Origin of the sequence: Amaricoccus sp. W119 (genome assembly GCF_047275745.1) — a bacterium.
Taxonomy (GTDB): Bacteria; Pseudomonadota; Alphaproteobacteria; order Rhodobacterales; family Rhodobacteraceae; genus Amaricoccus.
The window spans coordinates 136,327-154,556 of record NZ_JBKQWU010000004.1 but is presented as its reverse complement, the minus strand read 5'-3'; the positions used below and the strand labels follow the sequence as shown (position 1 = coordinate 154,556).

The following is an 18,230-nucleotide window of genomic DNA, read 5'->3' as shown; positions in this document are numbered from 1 at the left end:
CGCCGCCAAAGCCACGGAATCACCCAAGGCTCGTCAAAGCGAGAGGTCCTTCAGGGTGTCCAGCTGACGAAGAACTCCAGCTGACCCCGTGCGCGCCGCTGCAACATCCGCCACCTCTCCATCCGGTAGCGGTATGGAATCAGGACTTTGGCTGTTTTTCAACGGCCCCACGACGCAGCGCTGCCAGGTCGTGGACAGGACGCGCGCCGTGGCGGCCTTGATGCCTTCGTGCGCGTCGCTGATCACCAGCTTCACGCCGGCCAGGCCTCGGCGAACGAGGTCGCGTGAGGCAACTCGGTTCAGAAGGGCTCGGCTTCCGAGGCGCCAATCGCCATGCCCAGGACCTCGCGCCGGCCATCGGTGTTGACGCCGACCGCGAGCGGCGAGCCATTGTGCGCCATTGGTGCGAGCACAATGGCGAGCGCGACGCTGACGGTGAGCCATCGAGGCGCCACCGGTTCGAGCGCGATGGCGAACGCCGCCCTGGCGTGCCTTCAGATAGGTGGCGTCGATCCAGAGGTAGGGGGCCATTCGCCCTCGATGGGCCGGGTCAGAAAGGCATCCACCCTCTCGTCGAGCTCCTCGCAGAGCCGGCTGACCGCGCTCTTGGAAATCCCGGTACCGCCCATGGCGTGCACGAGGTCATCCATCGCGCGGGTCGAGACCCCATGGACGTAGGCCTCCTGGAGTGAGCCATTGGAACGCCATCGGTCCGAGAGACAATGGCGAACGCGGTCAGCGCCTTCTCGACGGACCGGCGCGGCTCGAGGAACGAAGGGAAGTAGGATCCGATGCGCGAACCAGGGATCCGCAGCTCGACGCTGCCAGCCCGGGTTTGCCAGTCCCGGTCACGATAGCCGTTACGCTGAGCCAGACGGTCGGAAGACTTCTCGCCGTATTCCGCGCCAGTCTTCGCGCCCACCTCGAGCTCCATCAACCGCTCGGCGGCGAAGCCGGCCTCCGGCCTCTTTCCGCCTTCATTCGATCCACCGGATCGAATGATCGCTGCGCGACCGCCTCCAAGAGCATCTCGCGCAGCAGGTCGGCATTAGAGCTCTTTTCCACCAGAGCGCGCAAGTCCATCACGGGTTTGGTCATCGGGGCATCCCTCGGTTCAGGTTGGCTGTCGCAACCCGACCCTACCGAGAAACCCGATGACCGCCGCCAGCTACACCGCGCCCCGGGGCACGACCGCAGAAAGCACAACGAACATCCACGGATATAGTTTCCAGCCCAGGCAGATTCTTGGGTTGCGTGACAGTTCACCCCCCCCTCGGCTAATTGCAGTCGGTGTAGATGGTACTGAACACGACCCTAGAACTACAACGAACCCGCCGCTCCTGCATGATTTGCGGGGCGCTAACTTGCGCCGTCTGGTTGTTGGCCAAGCCCTGCACGGCGGTCCCTGCGATCGCCGCAAGCGTCTCCGCGGCCGCCAATTGTTGCTGCTGCGCTAAGAACTGCGCTTGCGCCTGCTGGTATTGAGCGACGCGAAGGTCGGCAGCAAGGTTGGGATGGCCCACGGGGCGATCGTATCTCATCGCCCACTGCAGGTTGTCCCCACACAGCCGGTTTGCGCCCTGCACCGCTGCCCCGCTCGTCCAGTAGATCACGTAGGGGCGGATCGTGAAGCAGCCGTCGGCTTCACGGCTGGTCTCGGGCAGAGAATAATACAGAGTGATGGGAGCTTGGTGCGTCGCGCCGGTGCCTTCCTCGTAGAATGTGGCGCCAGAAGGGTTTGTCTCGATGGAGAGTTGGCGCGTGTTGGTAGAGCATGCGCTAAGCGCTAGGAGGAACAACGCTGCGACTAGTGCCCTCATGCACAGTTCCTTCGCCACTTGCGAAATGCGGTCAATGAATGCACCAGGGCATCCGAAACCGGGACTTTCAGACACAAGCCACCGGTCCCCTGCTCAGGACGCTATCGAACTGGAACAATGGAGGCGACGACCGGAATCGAACCGGTGTGGACGGATTTGCAATCCGCTGCGTCACCACTCCGCCACGTCGCCTCGCGAGGGGTTAGCTAACTGGCCGGGGCGGGATTTGCAACACGTTTCGCGCGCCAGCCGCGGGCGTCCGCGCCACCGGAGCGGCGCGGACGGGAGTGTCGATCAGAGCAGGAAGTCGCCCGCCTCGTAGTCCGAGGCATCCATGCCGCCGCCGTCGCGGATCGAGATGACCAACACGTCCCGGCCGTTATCGGCGTGGAACAGGCTGCCGTTGGAGTCGGGATCTTCCTCGACCCAGGCGCGGGTAGTGCCGGTCAGGTCGCCGAACCTGAAGGTCTGGTTGCCGCTCCGGGACGCATCGGCGTCGATGCCGGAGAGGTTGATCAGGTCCTCGCCCTGGGTGAAGTCGGCGACACGGTCGCGCTCGCTCGTCTCGCCGCGCGCGCTCCTGAAGACGAACTCGTCCTCGCCCCCGCCGCCGCGCAGCACATCCGCGCCCTGCCCGCCGATCAGCCGGTCGGAATTGCCCGAACCGCGAAGGGTGTCGTCGCCCCGGCCGCCCGCGAGGAGATTGTCGAAGCCGCCCCGCGCGGTGATATGGTCGTCACCCGCTCCGCCGTAAAGCGCGGAATAGAACTCGCCGGTCTCGTCGAAGGTGTCTCCGAGGCTGATGACGCCGATGATCCGGTCGTCGCCGGCGTCGCCTTCGATGCTGTTGAACGCGGTGACGGGATAATCCTCGACGTTTTCGTTGGAGGTCTCGATCCGCGCCGTCAGCCGGTCGTCGCCCGCGCCGCCCGAGATGTCACTGTAGGCCGATCCCCATAACGTCACGCCCAGGACCGAGATCGTATCGTTCCCGGCGTCGCCGGTGACCGAATTGGTCGCCGCTCTCTCGTCGGCGTCGGCTTCCATCTCGATCCGGTCGTCACCTTCGCCGCCACGGACCCGATTGTACGCATAGCCCCCGCCCCAATCGGCCCGCGCGCTCGCGATGGCCCTGATCGTGTCGGCGCCATGACCGCCGTAGAGAGAATTCTCCGCGTCGGCGCCCGACCATGAGGCGACATCGGAGGTGATGTCGTCGGCGCCGGCGGAGCCATGGATGGTGGAGAGGGTACCGATATCGCCGCCGGTCACGCCGATGTAGCCGCCTTCCCGGAGCAGAACCGAGATCACGTCGTCGCCATTGCCGGCCAGCACCATGGCTTCGGAGCGGTGCATCTCGTTGCCGCTGTTGGCCTCGTCGATGAACGCCTGGCTGATGGTGACCCGATCGTCGCCGTCACCGGCGTCGGCCGTCACGTATTGGCTGGCGAAGGCGGAGTTGAAGTCGGCCCAGATGTCATCGTCGCCGGCGCCCCCGTCGAGGGTCGCCGAGATCGAGAGCGGGATCTCGTAGTCGTCCGGGGAGCCCTCGAGGCCCATGGAGGTCATGAGGATGTCATCGCCTGCCTCGCCGAAGAGGTCGGTCGAGAGGCTGACGCCCTCCACCGTCTGGCGGTAGAGCTGGGTGGAGAGCCAGTCGTCGCCGCGGTTGCCCTCCGCGGTGACGTTGTTGGCACGAACGAGGACGGTGTCGCCGCCGGGGCCACCTTCATAGGCCTCGCCGTCGACGATGATCGTTGGCATCGTATTTATCCCTGATAAAAATCATGATCGAAAATTAAAGTTCGTAAACTATCCGCCATGCCCCAGCGACGCGTCAATCGCGGAGCGATCCGCCCGCCCGGAAAATCCGGGCGTCGGCCGTGACGGCGCGCGAAGCCGGACCACGAGTCGGCGCGGCGCATTCCATTGAGATGCGGGGACGCGCCGGTGGCACGCCCCTTCGAGCCTCAGAGCAGGAAATCCCTCGCCTCGTAGTCCGAAGCGTCCATGTTGCCGGCCTCGTGGATCGCGACGACGAGAATGCCCCGGCCGGTGTCGGCGTAGAGCAGGCCGCCGTTGGATTCGGGGTCTTCCTCGACCCAGGCGCGGCCGGTGCCGCTGCTCCCGTCGAACCGGAAGGCCTGATCGCCGCCCCGGAAGGCATTGGCATCGATGGCGGAGATATCGATCCGATCCTCGCCTCGGGCGAAATAGAGGATCCGGTCACGCTCGCTCGCCGCGCCGCGCGGGCTCATGAAGACGAATTCGTCCTCGCCTTCGCCGCCGCTCAGCACATCCGCGCCCTGCCCGCCAATCAGCCTGTCGGAATAGCCCGAGCCACGCAGCGTATCATCGCCCTGGTTGCCCGCGAGGATGTTGTCGAATCCGCCCCGGGCGATGATGAGATCGTCGCCCTCGCGGCCGTGGAGTTCGGAAAAGAAGTCGCCGGTCTCCTGGTCGAAGGCCGTGCTTATGATGCCGGTGATCCGGTCCTCGCCGGCGCCACCATCGACCCTGTTGACCGCGCTGTAGACGTAGTCACCGACAAACTCGTTGTCGACATAGATCCGGGCGGTCAGCCGATCATCGCCCTCGCCACCGGAGATGTCGCTCTGGGCCGAGGCCGACCAACTCATACCGTACACGGAGATCGTATCGTTTCCGGCATCGCCAGTGGCTGAATTGGTGAGGGTACCGAGGGCTGACGTGGTGGCCTCCATCTCGATCCGGTCGTCGCCCTCACCGCCTCGCGCGCGGTTGTAGGCTGGGCCAGCGAGGCCCTCGTAGGTGCCGGTGGACGCGCTCGCCTTGATCTCATCCTTGCCGTCGCCACCGTAGAGGAAATTTTCGGCCCCGCCGCCAGAGGATGAATGAGCCTCGGACGTGATCCTGTCGGCCCCGTCCGAGCCGTGGACCGTCGACATCGCGCCCGTCCCGGCGTCGGCCAAGGATTCAAAGTCGCCTTCCCAGAGAAAGACCGAGACTACATCGTCGCCATCCCCTGCTCGAACAGCGGATTCGGAACGGTGGTTCTCGTTGTCGAAACTCCATTGTTCAAATCTAGGTTGGCTGACCGTGACCCTGTCATCACCGTCGCCAGCATCGACGGTGACAAACTGGTCGGCATAGGCGGAGGTGAATTCGGCCCAGATGCCATCGTCGCCGTCGCCCGCGTCGAAGGTTCCCGACATCGAGAGCGGGATATCATCGTCCTCCGGCGGGCCTTCGAGGCTCATCGCGGCTTTCAGATAATCGTTGCCGGTCCCGCCGATCTGCCGGGTGGACAGGCTGATGCCAGCGGCGGCCTCATAAAAGAGACGCGTGGAGAGCCAGTCATCGCCCCCGCCGCCATCGGCGACCACGTCGTTCGCCCAGATGAGGACGGTGTCGTCCTCGGGCCCACCTTCATAGGACTCGCCGTCGACGATGATCGTTGGCATCGTGTTTATCCCTGATAAAAAATGTGATCGAAAATTAAAGTTCGTAAACTATCCGCCATGCCCCGGCGGCGCGTCAATCGCAGAGCGATCGCCGCGCCCGGGAAAACCCAGGCGTCAGCCGTGGCGGCGCGACGCCGGACCCCGGGTCGGCGTCGCGCGCGTTTCAACGCGGAGCGGGACGCGCCTGGCGCCCCCGTCGGGATCAGAGCAGGAAGTCGCTCGCCTCGTAGTCCGAGGCGTCCATGCCGCCGCCGTCGCGGATCGAGACGACGAGGATGCCCCGGCCGTTGTCAGCGTGGAGCAGGCTGCCGCTGCCGTTCGGGTCTTCTTCCACCCATGCGCGGCCGGTGCCGGTTCCGCCGTCGAAGGTGAAGGCCTGGTTGCCGCCGCGGAAGACATTGGCGTCGATGGCGGAGATGTCGAAGCGGTCCTCGCCCTGGGAGAAANGTGAAGGCCTGGTTGCCGCCGCGGAAGACATTGGCGTCGATGGCGGAGATGTCGAAGCGGTCCTCGCCCTGGGAGAAATCGGCGACGCGGTCGCGTTCGCTCGCCTCGCCGCGGGTGCCCTTGAAGACGAATTCGTCCTCACCGCCGCCGCCGCGCAGCACATCCGCGCCCTGCCCGCCGATCAGCCGGTCGGTGCTGCCCGAACCGCGCAAGGTGTCGTCGCCCTGGTTGCCGGCGAGAATGTTGTCGAACCCGCCCCGCGCGGTAATGGTGTCGTCGCCTTCGCGGCCGTAGAGTTCGGAACGGAACTCTCCGGTCTCAACGATGGATCCACCGATGCTCACGACCCCGGTGATCCGGTCGTCACCTTCCCCACCATCGATCTTGTTGACCGCGTTGAAGGCCATATTGTCGTCGTAGTCGCTCGTCTCGATCCGCGCGGACAGCCGGTCGTCGCCATCACCACCCGAAAGGTCGTTGTAGGCCGAACCCCAATGGACCCGGCCAAGGGCCGAGATCGTGTCGTTCCCCGCGTCACCGGTGGCCGAGTTGGTGGAGGTCTTTTCGTCGGACCCAGCCTCCATCTCGATCCGGTCATCGCCTTCGCCGCCCCGAACCCGATTGTAGGCGGGACCCCCTCCCCAATCGGCGCCCGCGTACGCGATCGCCGAGATCTCGTCGTCGCCGTCACCGCCGTAGAGGAAGTTCTCCGCCTCCGGACCGGATCCCGAATGCACATCGGAGGTGATCCGGTCGGCACCACCCGATCCATGGACGGTGGACAGGGCTCCAACCCCCCCATCGGCGACACCAGTGTGGCCGCCTTCTCGGAGCAGTACCGAGATCACATCATCGCCGTTTCCTGCCAGCACAGTGGATTCAGAGCGATGGGTCTCATTGATGCCGTTATATTCAGCATGATAGTCTTGCCGGACCGTGATCCGGTCGTCGCCATCGCCGGCGTCGACGTTTGCGAACTGGTCGGCATAGGCCGAGTTGAAATCGGCCCAGATACTGTCATTGCCGGCACCTCCGTCGAGCGTCGCCGACAGCGAGAGCGGGATGTCAAAGTCCTCCGGTTCGCCTTCGAGGCCCAACGAGGCCATCAGATAATCATGACCGGCCCCGCCGGTCAGGCTGGTGGAGAGGCTGAGGCCCGCCGCCGTCTGTCGGTAGAGTTGCGCGCTCAGCCAGTCGTTGCCACCCGCGCCATCGGCGAAGACATTGTTTCCACGGATGAGGACAAGATCGTCCCTCGCGCCGCCTGTGTGGCTGGCGTTGTCTTCGATAATCGTCGTCATTAAGTCCCTCCTTCACCGGAAACGACGAATATTGTTTCCGGCTTACTCTGAATTGCCCCTTCATAGGCGGAATTTCGCCTATCGATCAAGGCATTCGGGCCCTTTGCAACGAGGGATCACCGCGACAAAACGTATCGCTGGCGGAGGAACCGCCGCGTGGGCGAGGCGCGCGGGTGGAGGGAATGAGCGTTCCGCACCGATCCGCGGAGGGCAGTCGGATCGATGCGCGTGGCGTCATCGCACCCCCCTGGCGGGCCCGCGACACAGGGGTCACGGAATCCGTTGGTCTTAAAACCCGCGGGCGGAGCGGGACGCGCGCGCGACGCGCCCCTTCGAGCCTCAGAGCACGAAGTCGAACGCCCAGTAGTCCGAGGCATCCATGTCCTGCCCGTCGCGGATCGCGACGACGAGGATGCCCCGGCCGGTGTCGGCGTAGAGCAGGGTGCCGTTGGTGTCGGGGTCTTCCTCGACCCAGGCGCGGCCGGTGCCGGTGGCCTCGTTGAAGTCGTTGAAGTCATTGAGGTCGTTGAAGATGAAGGCCTGGTTGCCGGTCCGGAAGACATTGGCGTCGATGGCGGAGATGTCGATGAGGTCTCTGCCTTGCGTGAAGTCCGCGATCCGATCTCGCTCCTCGAGCGAACCGCGCGGCGACATGAAGACGAATTCGTCATCGCCACCGCCTCCGCGCAGAGAATCCGCGCCCTGCCCGCCAATCAGCCGGTCTGAACTTCCGCCACCACGCAAGGTGTCGTCGCCCTGGTTGCCAGCGAGGATGTTGTCGGACCCACCCCGCGCGGTGATGTGGTCGTCGCCTTCGCGGCCATAGAGCTCGGAAAAGGAGTCGAAAGCTCGGTCGATGATCCCGATGCCGGTGATCCGGTCATCGCCGGCGCCCCCATCGACCCAGTTGACCGCGCGATCGGCGTATCTGTTCGGATGGGTGTGTTCCATCCGGGCAGTCAGTCGGTCGTTGCCCTCGCCGCCAGAGATGTCGTTAAAGGACGAGCCACCGTAGTTTCTCCCGATCACGGAGATCGTATCATTTCCGGCGTCGCCAGTGGCGGAATTCGTCGCGGTTCCGGTGTCCGAGTCGGCCACCATCTCGATCCAGTCGTCGCCCTCGCCGCCAGTGCCGGAATTCGCCGCGGTTCCGGTGCTCGACCTGGCCTCGATCTCGAGCCGGTCGTCGCCTTCGTCACCAGAGATGTCGTTATGGGCCAAGCCGTGGTTGGCTGAACCGAGCGCGGAGATTGTGTCGTTCCCCGCGTCGCCCGTCGCCGAATTGGTCACCGCGTTCATCTCGATCCGGTCATCGCCCTCACCGCCCCGCACCCGGTTGTATGAGGGCTCTCCGCCCCATGCGATCGCCAAGATCTCATCCTCGCCGTCACCGCCATAGACGAAGTTCTCCGCCCCGGCGTCAGACCAAAACGAATGAACCTCGGACGTGATAGTATCGGCGCCGTCCGAGCCGTGCACGGTGGACGATGCTCCGCCTTCTCCGGGCAAAGTTTCGTAACGATCGCCTAGACGCAACAACACCGAAATTGCATCGTCGCAATCTCCGGCCCGGACGGCGGATTCCAGGTGGTGGGTTTTATTGTTGAAACCCAACTGGTTAGGTACAACTTGGCTGACGGTGACTCGATCGTCGCCGTCGCCGGCATCGACGGTGACGAACTGGTCGGCATTGGCAGCGTTGAAATCGACCCAGATGCCGTCGTTACCATCGCCTCCTTCGAATGTCCCCGACATCGACAGCGGGACATCGTGGTCCTCAGGCGTGCCTTCGAGGCCCATCGCGGCCCTCAGATAATCATTGCCGGTCCCGCCGATCTGCCGGGTGGACAGGTTGACGCCAGCGGCGGTCTCGGACAGGAAACGCGTGGAGAGCCAGTCGTCGCCCCCGCCGCCATCGCCGACCACGTCGTTCGCCCAGATCAGGACGGTGTCATCCTCGGGCCCACCTTCATAGGACTCGCCGTCGACGATGATCGTTGGCATCGTGTTTATCCCTGATAAAAATGATGATCGAAAATTAAGGTTCGTAAACTATCCGCCATGCCCCGGCGGCGCGTCAATCGCAGAGCAATCGCCGCGCCCGGGAAAACCCGGCGTCGGCCAAGCGGTGCGCGACGCCGGACCACTGGTCGGCGTCGCGCGTTCCAATGCGATGATGGGCGCGCGGCGCGCCCACCAGGATCAGAGCAGGAAGTCGCTCGCCTCGTAATCCGAGGCGTCCATGCCGCCGTCACGGATCGAGACGACCAGCACGCCACGGCCATTGTCGGCGTAGAGCAGGCTGCCATTGGAATCGGGGTCTTCCTCGACCCAGGCGTGGCCGGAGCCGGTGCCGTCATCGAAGCTGAAGCGCTGGTTGCCGCCCTGGAAGACATTGGCGTCGATCGCGGAAATATCGAACTTGTCCTCGCCTTGGGTGAAAGCGAGGATCTGGTCACGCTCGCTCGTCTCGCCGCGAGGACCCTCGAAGACGAATTCGTCCGCGCCGCCGCCGCCGCTCAGCACATCCGCGCCCTGCCCGCCAATCAGCCGGTCGGTGCTTCCCGACCCGCGCAAGGTGTCATCGTCCTGGTTGCCCACGAGGATATTGTCGAAACCGCCCCGCGCGGTGATAAGGTCATCGCCCTCGCGGCCGTAGAGTTCGGAACGGAATTCCCCGGTCTCGTCGAAGGTCTCTCCGAGGCTGACGACACCGGTGATCCGGTCATCGCCGCCGCCGCCTTCGATGGTATTGACGGCGGCGGTGGGGTACTCCTCGATCCACACGTTACTGGTCTCGATCCGCGCCGTCAGCAGGTCGTCGCCGGCATCGCCATCGGCGGTGACGTCGTTGGCGATGATCAGGATGATTCCGTCGGCGCGGTTGCCTATATAGGTTTCGCCGTCGGTAATGATATTTGGCATGGTGATTATCCCTCAAACAATACGATCGCGGATCATCCCGTGCTCGCGGGCGAATCGTCAATCGGGCAGCGATTTTCTTCTTGGGATAATTCGGGATACCCACAGTGGCCGCGCGGTCCGGGGCGCGACTTCGCGCCGAGCCCCGTGCGACGCGGGGCGCGCTGGCGGCGCGCCCCCTTGGGTCTCAAAGCAGGAAGTCGCCCGCCTCGTAGTCGGAGGCGTCCATGGCCCGGCCGTCGCTCAATGCCACGACCAGCGTGCCGCGGCCGTTGTCGGCGTGGAGCAGGCTGCCGTTGCCGTTCGGGGCTTCCTCCACCCAGACGCGGCCGGTGCCGGTTCCGCCGTCGAAGGTGAAGGCCTGGTTGCCGCCGCGGAAGACATTGGCGTCGATGGCGGAGAGGTCGAAGCGGTCCTCGCCCTGGGAGAAGTCGGCGACACGGTCGCGTTCGCTCGCCTCGCCGCGGGTGCCCTTGAAGACGAATTCGTCCTCACCGCCGCCGCCGCGCAGCACATCCGCGCCCTGCCCGCCGATCAGCCGGTCGGTGCTGCCCGAACCGCGCAAGGTGTCGTCGCCCTGGTTGCCGGCGAGAATGTTGTCGAAGCCGCCCCGCGCGCTGATGACGTCATCGCCCGCGCCGCCGTAAAGCTCGGAACGGAACTCGCCGGTTTCGTCGAAGGTGTCTCCGAGGCTGACGACGCCGGTGATCCGGTCATCGCCGTCGCCGCCTTCGATGGTGTTGACCGCGGTGGAGGGAAATTCCTCGGCGTATTCGTTGGCGGTCTCGATCCGCGCCGTCAGCCTGTCCTCGCCGTCGCCGCCCGAAAGATCGTTGTAAACCGCGCCCCACCAGGTCACGCCAAGGACCGAGATCGTGTCGTTCCCCGCGTCGCCGGTGGCCGAATTGGTCGCGGTCGCTTCGTTGGACTGAGCCTCCATCTCGATCCGGTCATCGCCTTCGCCGCCCCGGGCGCGGTTATACGCGGAACCAGAGCCCCAGTCGCCGCCGGTGCTCGCGCTCGCGGCCACGATCCGGTCGGCGCCATCGCCGCCATAGAGGAAGTTCTCCGCGTCGGAGCCGAAGTATGAGGTGACATCGGAAGTAATTCGGTCGACGCCATCCGAACCATGGACAGTGGAGCTGACTCCGGTTCCAGCGTCGGTCAGGCCTGTATAGCCGCCTTCCCGAAGCACCACCGAAATGACGTCGTCGCCACCGCCGGCCCGCACGGCGGATTCGGACCGGTGCCTCGCGTCGTTGGTGTCCACCCAATTGAACAACGTCTGGCGGACGGTGACCCGATCATCGCCGTCGCCGGCATCGATCGTGAAGAACTGGTCGGCATAGGCGGAGGTGAGCTCGGCCCGGATGATGTCGTCGCCGGCGCCTCCGTCGAGGGTCGCCGAGATGGAGAGGGGGATGTCGTAGTCATCCGGCGCGTCCTCGAACCCCATGGAGGCGGTGAGGGTGTCGTGACCGGTGCCGCCGGAGAGGTCGGTCGAGAGGCTGACGCCGTCCGCCGTCTGGCGGTAGAGCTGGGTGACGAGTCGGTCGTCGCCGCCATTGCCATCGGCGGTGACGTCGTTGGCGCGAATCAGGACGATGTCGTCGCCGGGGCCGCCCTCATAGGTTTCGCCGTCGGTAATGATCGTTGGCATGGTGATTATCCCTGAAACAATACGTTCGCATATTATCCCGTGCTCGGGGGCGACCCGTCAATCGGGCGGCGATAATCGTCCTGGGATAATTCGGGATACCCACGGTGGCGGAGCGGTCCGAAGCGCGACTTCGCGCCGAGCCCCGTGCGGGGCGCGCTGGCCGCGCGCCCCCTTGGGTCTCAAAGCAGGAAGTCGCCCGCCTCGTAGTCGGACGCGTCCATGGCCCGGCCGTCGCTCAATGCCACGACCAGCGTGCCGCGGCCGTTGTTGGCGTAGAGCAGGCTGCCGTTGCCGTTCGCGTCTTCTTCCACCCAGGCGCGGCCCGTGCCGGTTCCGCCGTCGAAGGTGAAGGCCTGGTTACCGCCGCGGGAGACATTGGCGTCGATGGCCGAGAGGTCGAACCGATCCTCGCCCTGGGAGAAGTCGGCGACGCGGTCGCGTTCGCTCGCCTCGCCGCGGGTGCCCTTGAAGACGAATTCGTCCTCACCGCCGCCGCCGCGCAGCACATCCGCGCCCTGCCCGCCGATCAGCCGGTCGGTGCTGCCCGAACCGCGTAGCGTGTCATCGCCCTGGTTGCCGGCGAGGATATTGTCGAACCCGCCCCGCGCGGTGATGATGTCGTCACCCGCGCCGCCGTAGAGTTCGGAGAGGAAGTCGTTGGTTTCGACGATGGACCCGCCGATGCTCACGATGCCGGTAATCCGGTCATCTCCGTCGCCGCCTTCGATGGTGTTGACCGCGGTCCAGGCAAAGTCATCCACGAACTCGTTGCCTGTCTCAATTCGCGCCGTCAGCCGGTCGTCGCCTGCGTCGCCGGAGATGTCGCTGTAGGCCGAGCCCCAGTAGGTTGTACCGACTACGGAGATCGTGTCGCTTCCGGCGTCGCCGGTGGCCGAATTGGTCACAGTGCCGGAGTCCGACGCGGCTTCCATCTCGATCAGGTCGTCGCCTTCGCCGCCCCGGGCGCGGTTGTACGCGGGGCCTCCACCCCAATCGGCGCCCGTGGCGGCGTTTGCCACGATCTCGTCGTCGCCGTCACCGCCGTAAAGAAAGTTCTCGGCCGCTTCGCCCGATCCCGACACCACATCGGAGGTGATCCTGTCGGCGTCGTCCATGCCATGGACGGTTGACTTCGCTCCCCGCCCGCTATTGGCAAGCGGGTCCAAACCGAAATTGTCGATGAGTTCAATCGAGATCACGTCGTCGCCGGTCCCGCCCCGCACCGCGGACTCCGCGCGGTGCGGCTGGGGTTCGTTGTTCCCGCTATAAACGAACGAGTCCGTGACGGTGATGCGGTCGTCGCCGGCCCCGCCATCCGCCGAAACGAACCGGTCGGCATAGGCGGAGCTGAAATCGGCCCAGATGCCGTCGTTGCCGGCGCCGCCTTCAAAGGTCGCCGACATCGAGAGGGGGATCTCGTAATCCTCCGGTGCGCCCGCGAGGCCCATCGCGGATTTCAGGAAATCATTGCCAGCCCCACCGATCAACTCGGTAGAGAGGCTGATGCCAGCGGCGGTCTCGTAGAAGAGGCGGGTGGAGAGCCAGTCGTCGCCCCCGCGGCCATCGGCGACGACATCGTTCGCCCAGATCAGGACGGTGTCGTCCTCCGCCCCACCAACAAACTGCTCACCATCGGAAATAATCGTCGCCACCTTGGTCTCCTGGATTCTCTCTTGGCGCGATCAGGGGTGCTTTCGCCTCGCGCGTCAAGAATCATTTTCGATCAGGAGTACCCTCCGGTTCCGGTGGCGCCCCTGCGACGGAAGATGGCGGACCCGGGTGGCGGGTCGGATCGCGTCCGGCGCTACTCCGCGCCCAGCCGCGCGACCCGCGCCACGTCGGCGATGATGCCGGGCCAGTCGTCGAGCGCCGCGACCGGGACCCAGCGCGCCTCGGCCGCGTCGTCGCCCGCCACCGGCTCGCCCTCGACCCAGCGGCAGAGGACGGCGACCAGCACATAGTGCCAGCCCGGTTCATCGCTGAGGTCGATCGAGTCGAGGCAGTCGAGTACGCGGACCGCCGCGCAGCGGATTCCGGTTTCCTCCAAGGTCTCGCGTTCGGCGGCGGCGCGCAGCGTCTCGCCGAATTCGACCTTGCCGCCCGGAAAACCCCAGGCTCCGACATTGGGCGGGCGGCCCCGGCGCACCAGCAACACCGCGTCGTCGCGATGGACGACGGCGATCACCGCCGGAACGGCGCGTCCCCGCGTCATCGGAGCCATCAGTTCCCGAGGATCGCCGGGAGCCGCAGCCCGTTCTCGCGCGCGCAGTCGAGCGCGATCTCATAGCCCGCGTCGCCGTGGCGCATCACGCCGGTCGCCGGGTCGTTCCAGAGCACGCGGGCGATGCGCCGATCCGCTTCCTCCGAGCCGTCGCAGCAGATCACCATGCCCGAATGCTGCGAGAAGCCCATGCCGACGCCCCCGCCATGATGCAGCGAGACCCAGGTCGCGCCGCTCGCGCAGTTGAGGAGCGCGTTCAGGAGCGGCCAGTCGGAGACCGCGTCGGAGCCGTCCCGCATCGCCTCGGTCTCGCGGTTGGGCGAGGCGACCGAGCCGGAGTCGAGATGGTCGCGCCCGATCACCACCGGCGCCTTCAACTCGCCGTTCCGCACCATCTCGTTGAAAGCGAGACCGAGCCGGTGCCGCTGGCCAAGCCCGACCCAGCAGATCCGCGCCGGCAGCCCCTGGAAGGCGATGCGCTCGCGCGCCATGTCGAGCCATTGATGCAGGTGCGGATCGTCGGGGATCAGCTCCTTCACCTTCTGATCCGTCCGGTAGATGTCGTCCGGATCACCCGAGAGCGCCGCCCAGCGGAACGGCCCGATGCCCCGGCAGAAGAGCGGCCGGATGTAGGCCGGAACGAAGCCCGGAAAGGCGAAGGCGTTCTCCAACCCCTCCTCCAGCGCCACCTGGCGGATGTTGTTGCCGTAGTCGAGCGTCGGCACGCCGGCGTTCCAGAAATCGACCATGGCCTTCACATGCGTCTTCATGCTGGCGCGCGCGGCCTTCTCGACCGCCTTCGGATCGCTCTCGCGCCTTGCCCGCCACTCCGCCATGGTCCAGCCCTGGGGCAGATAGCCGTTCACCGGATCATGCGCCGAGGTCTGGTCGGTGACGATATCGGGCCGCACGCCGCGTTTCACGAGTTCGGGGAAGATATCGGCGGCGTTACCGAGCAGGCCCACGGATTTCGCCTCCCCCGCCGCCGTCCAGCGCTCGATCATGGCAAGCGCCTCGTCGAGCGTCCCGGCCTTCTCGTCGAGGTACTTCGTGCGCAGGCGGAAGTCGATCGACTCCGGGTTGCATTCGACCGCGAGGCAGGAAGCGCCGGCGAAGACCGCGGCCAGCGGCTGCGCGCCGCCCATGCCGCCGAGCCCCGCGGTCAGGATCCACTTGCCCGTCAGATCGCCGCCGTAATGCTTGCGCCCGGCCTCGGCGAAGGTCTCGAAGGTGCCCTGCACGATCCCCTGCGAGCCGATGTAGATCCAGGAGCCGGCGGTCATCTGGCCGTACATCATGAGCCCCTTGCGGTCGAGCTCGTTGAAATGGTCCCAGGTCGCCCAATGCGGCACGAGATTGGAGTTGGCGATCAGCACGCGCGGCGCGTCGGCATGCGTGCGGAAGATCCCGACCGGCTTGCCCGATTGCACCAGCAGCGTCTCGTCGGCTTCGAGCGAGCGGAGCGAGGCGACGATCCGGTCGAAATCCTCCCAGGTCCGCGCCGCCCGGCCGATGCCGCCATAGACGACCAGCTCATGCGGGTTCTCCGCCACGTCGGGGGCGAGGTTGTTCATCAGCATCCGGAGTGGCGCCTCGGTCAGCCAGCTTTTCGCACTGATCTCGGTGCCGGTCGGGGGCGTGACGACGCGGGCATTCTTGCGCGGATCGGACATCTCGGAAACCTCGGGATGGGTCAGAGTTCGGGAAAGGCGATGCCGGCGGCCGCGGCGACCAGCACGCCGTCGCGAACCAGCCGGGCGGCGGTCGCGATCTCCGGCGCGACGTAGCGGTCTTCGCCAAGGCTCGGCACATCGTCGCGGAGCCGGGCGATGACGCGGGCGAGCGTGCCGCTCGTCGTCAGCGGCGCGCGGTACTCGATCCCCTGCGCCGCGCAAAGCGCCTCGACGCCGAGGATATGATCGAGGTTCGCGACCATCCGGGCGAGCCTGCGCGCGCCATGCGCCGCCATCGACACATGGTCCTCCTGGTTCGCGCTCGTCGGCGTGGAATCGGTCGAGCAGGGCGTCGCGAGATGCTTGTTCTCGCTCATCAGCGCCGCCGTCGTGACCTCGGCGATCATGTAGCCCGAGTTCAGCCCCGGCTCACGGGTCAGGAACGGCGGCAGGTCATAGGAGAGCGTCGGATCGACCATGAGCGCCACCCGCCGCTGCGCAATCGCGCCGACTTCCGCCGCGGCGAGCGCGATCATGTCGGCGGCGAAGGCGACCGGCTCGGCGTGGAAGTTGCCGCCCGAGACGATGGCGTCGGAGAGCACCAGCGGATTGTCCGTCGCCGCGTTCGCCTCGATTTCGAGCGTCGCGGCCGCCTGGCGCAGCAGGTCCATCGCGGCGCCCGTCACCTGCGGCTGGCAACGGATGCAATAGGGGTCCTGCACGCGCGTGTCGCCGGCGCGGTGGCTCTCGCGGATCTCGGAGCCGGCCATGATCGCGCGCATCACCTCCGCGGCGTCGATCTGGCCGCGATGGCCGCGCAATGCGTGGATCTCGGCCCGGAGCGGCGCGGTCGAGCCCATGATCGCATCGGTCGAGAGCGCCGCGATCACCAGCGAATTGCGCGCGGCGTTCCAGGTCCCGAAGAGCCCGGCGAGCGCCCAGGCGGTCGAGAACTGCGTGCCGTTGATGAGCGCGAGCCCTTCCTTCGCGGCGAGCGCCACGGGTTCGAGCCCCGCGCGCGCCAGCGCCTCGGCACCCGGCAGGGTCTCGCCCGCGACCACCGCCTCGCCCTCGCCGATCATGACCGCCGCCATATGCGCGAGCGGCGCGAGATCGCCGGAGGCGCCGACCGAGCCCTGCGCCGGGACGACGGGCACGACGCCCTTCGCGAGCATGCCCTCGATCAGTTCGACGATCTCCCAGCGCACGCCCGACGCGCCCCGGCCGAGCGAGAGCAGCTTCAGCGCCATCATGAGCCGGGTCACGTTCGCGGGCGTCGGCTCGCCGACCCCGGCGCAATGGCTGAGGATCAGGTTGCGCTGCAGGGTCGCCGTGTCCGCCGCCGCGATCTTGACGCTCGCGAGCTTGCCGAAGCCGGTGTTGACGCCATAGACCGCCGCCTCCCCCGCCGCCGCCTGCGCGATCCTGGCCGCGGCCGCCTCCACGCCCGGGCGGCTCGCACGGTCGAGCACGGCGGGAGCCCCGTCGAGGATGGCGCGGAGCGCGGCGAGATCGGTCGCCCCGGGTGTCAGCGTGATCATGCTTCCGCTCCCACCATGCGCTCGATGAGCGGGTTGAACCCGATGCGATAGGCAAGCTCGCGCGGATGCCGCGCGTCCCAGATCGCGAGATCGGCGCGCATCCCCGGCGCGATGACGCCCCGGTCGTCGAGCCCGAGCGCCCGGGCCGCGTGCCGGGTGACACCGCTGAGCGCCTCCTCCGGCGTCAGCCGGAAGAAGGTGCAGGCCATGTTCATCGCGAGCAGGATCGAGGTGAGCGGCGAGGTGCCCGGGTTGCAGTCGGTCGCGACCGCCATCGGCACGCCCTTCGCGCGAAGCTCCGCGACCGGAGGCGCCTGGGTCTCGCGCAGCGCGTAGAAGGCGCCGGGCAGCAGCACCGCCACGGTGCCCGCCTCCGCCATGGCGGCGACCCCCTCGGCGTCGAGCCATTCGAGATGATCCGCCGAGAGCGCCCCGTGGCGGGCCGCGAGAGCCGCGCCGCCGAGGTTGGACAACTGCTCGGCGTGAAGCTTCACCGGCAGCTTGAGCGCGTGGGCTTCCTCGAAGATGAGCTCGATCTCGTCCGGCGAGAAGGCGATCCCCTCGCAGAAGCCGTCAACCGCGTCGATCAGCCCCTCGCTCGCCGCCGCTTCCATGGTCGGCAGGCAGACATCGCGCAGGTAGCCCGCGCGGTCGAGCTCGTATTCCGGCGGCAGGGCATGGGCGCCGAGATAACTGGTGCGGACCGTGATCGCCCGCTCGCGCCCGATCGCGCGCGCGACGCGCAGCATCCGAAGCTCCGCCTCGCGTTCCAGCCCGTAGCCCGACTTTATCTCGATCGTGGTCACGCCCTCGGCGATGAGCGCGTCGACGCGGGGCAGCGCCCGGGCCAGAAGCTCCGCCTCGTCCGCGGCCCGCGTCGCGCGCACGGTCGAGACGATCCCGCCCCCGGCGCGGGCGACCTCCTCGTAGCTCGCCCCTTTGAGCCGCATCTCGAATTCGGAGGCCCGGTCGCCGCCGTGGACGACATGGGTATGGCAGTCGATCAGCCCGGGCGTGATCACCGCGCCGCCGAGATCGCGGCTTTCGAGATCGCCGACCTCCGCCGGCGCCTCCCCGGCCGGTCCCACCCAGTCGATCCGGCCGCCGCGAATCGCGACCGCGCCGTCCTCGATCAGGCCGTAGCCATCCGCCATGGTCGCTATCGTCGCGTTTCGGAGAAGAATATCCGGCGCTTCCATCGC

The 18,230-nt window shown here is 66.7% G+C and carries 13 protein-coding genes, 1 tRNA gene and 1 pseudogene; all 15 read right to left on the bottom strand.

Annotated features, from left to right (window positions below; genetic code table 11):
- Positions 1-150 precede the first annotated feature (150 nt).
- Positions 151-1,098, bottom strand: a pseudogene (locus ACLJK8_RS04785) (transposase); the annotation flags it as partial.
- 179 nt (positions 1,099-1,277) lie between these two features.
- Complete coding sequence (locus tag ACLJK8_RS04780; RefSeq protein ID WP_413148959.1) at positions 1,278-1,820, bottom strand: hypothetical protein; 543 nt, start codon at positions 1,818-1,820, stop codon at positions 1,278-1,280.
- 118 nt (positions 1,821-1,938) lie between these two features.
- A tRNA-Cys gene (locus ACLJK8_RS04775) sits at positions 1,939-2,012 on the bottom strand.
- 102 nt (positions 2,013-2,114) lie between these two features.
- Positions 2,115-3,584 carry a calcium-binding protein gene (locus tag ACLJK8_RS04770; protein WP_413148958.1) on the bottom strand — a complete coding sequence of 490 codons (1,470 nt, stop codon included), beginning with the start codon at positions 3,582-3,584 and terminating at the stop codon, positions 2,115-2,117.
- A 206-nt stretch (positions 3,585-3,790) separates the two neighbouring features.
- Complete coding sequence (locus ACLJK8_RS04765; RefSeq protein WP_413148957.1) at positions 3,791-5,263, bottom strand: calcium-binding protein; 1,473 nt, start codon at positions 5,261-5,263, stop codon at positions 3,791-3,793.
- A 202-nt stretch (positions 5,264-5,465) separates the two neighbouring features.
- Positions 5,466-5,597: a hypothetical protein gene (locus ACLJK8_RS04760; protein ID WP_413148956.1), complete on the bottom strand. Its 132-nt coding sequence runs from the start codon at positions 5,595-5,597 to the stop codon at positions 5,466-5,468.
- Positions 5,554-7,011: a calcium-binding protein gene (locus tag ACLJK8_RS04755; RefSeq protein ID WP_413148955.1), complete on the bottom strand. Its 1,458-nt coding sequence runs from the start codon at positions 7,009-7,011 to the stop codon at positions 5,554-5,556. Before ACLJK8_RS04755 ends, ACLJK8_RS04760 begins: the two co-directional genes overlap by 44 nt.
- Positions 7,012-7,350: 339 nt before the next feature.
- The gene (locus ACLJK8_RS04750) at positions 7,351-8,811 is read right to left on the bottom strand and encodes a calcium-binding protein (protein ID WP_413148954.1); all 1,461 of its coding nucleotides are present in this window, start codon (positions 8,809-8,811) and stop codon (positions 7,351-7,353) included.
- Between the two features lie 402 nt (positions 8,812-9,213).
- Positions 9,214-9,936: a calcium-binding protein gene (locus tag ACLJK8_RS04745; protein ID WP_413148953.1), complete on the bottom strand. Its 723-nt coding sequence runs from the start codon at positions 9,934-9,936 to the stop codon at positions 9,214-9,216.
- Positions 9,937-10,120: 184 nt separating this feature from the next.
- Complete coding sequence (locus ACLJK8_RS04740; protein WP_413148952.1) at positions 10,121-11,593, bottom strand: calcium-binding protein; 1,473 nt, start codon at positions 11,591-11,593, stop codon at positions 10,121-10,123.
- Between the two features lie 179 nt (positions 11,594-11,772).
- A complete protein-coding gene (locus ACLJK8_RS04735) occupies positions 11,773-13,041 on the bottom strand; it encodes a calcium-binding protein (protein WP_413148951.1) in 1,269 nt (422 codons plus the stop codon).
- A gap of 356 nt (positions 13,042-13,397) precedes the next feature.
- Complete coding sequence (locus ACLJK8_RS04730; RefSeq protein ID WP_413148950.1) at positions 13,398-13,805, bottom strand: NUDIX hydrolase; 408 nt, start codon at positions 13,803-13,805, stop codon at positions 13,398-13,400.
- A gap of 8 nt (positions 13,806-13,813) precedes the next feature.
- Positions 13,814-15,487 (bottom strand): urocanate hydratase, encoded by a 1,674-nt coding sequence (gene hutU / locus ACLJK8_RS04725; RefSeq protein WP_413148949.1) that lies wholly within the window; start codon positions 15,485-15,487, stop codon positions 13,814-13,816.
- Between the two features lie 20 nt (positions 15,488-15,507).
- Positions 15,508-17,028 (bottom strand): histidine ammonia-lyase, encoded by a 1,521-nt coding sequence (gene hutH / locus ACLJK8_RS04720; protein WP_413148948.1) that lies wholly within the window; start codon positions 17,026-17,028, stop codon positions 15,508-15,510.
- Positions 17,025-18,227 (bottom strand): imidazolonepropionase, encoded by a 1,203-nt coding sequence (gene hutI / locus ACLJK8_RS04715; protein WP_413148947.1) that lies wholly within the window; start codon positions 18,225-18,227, stop codon positions 17,025-17,027. Before hutI ends, hutH begins: the two co-directional genes overlap by 4 nt.
- Between the last annotated feature and the right edge of the window lie 3 nt (positions 18,228-18,230).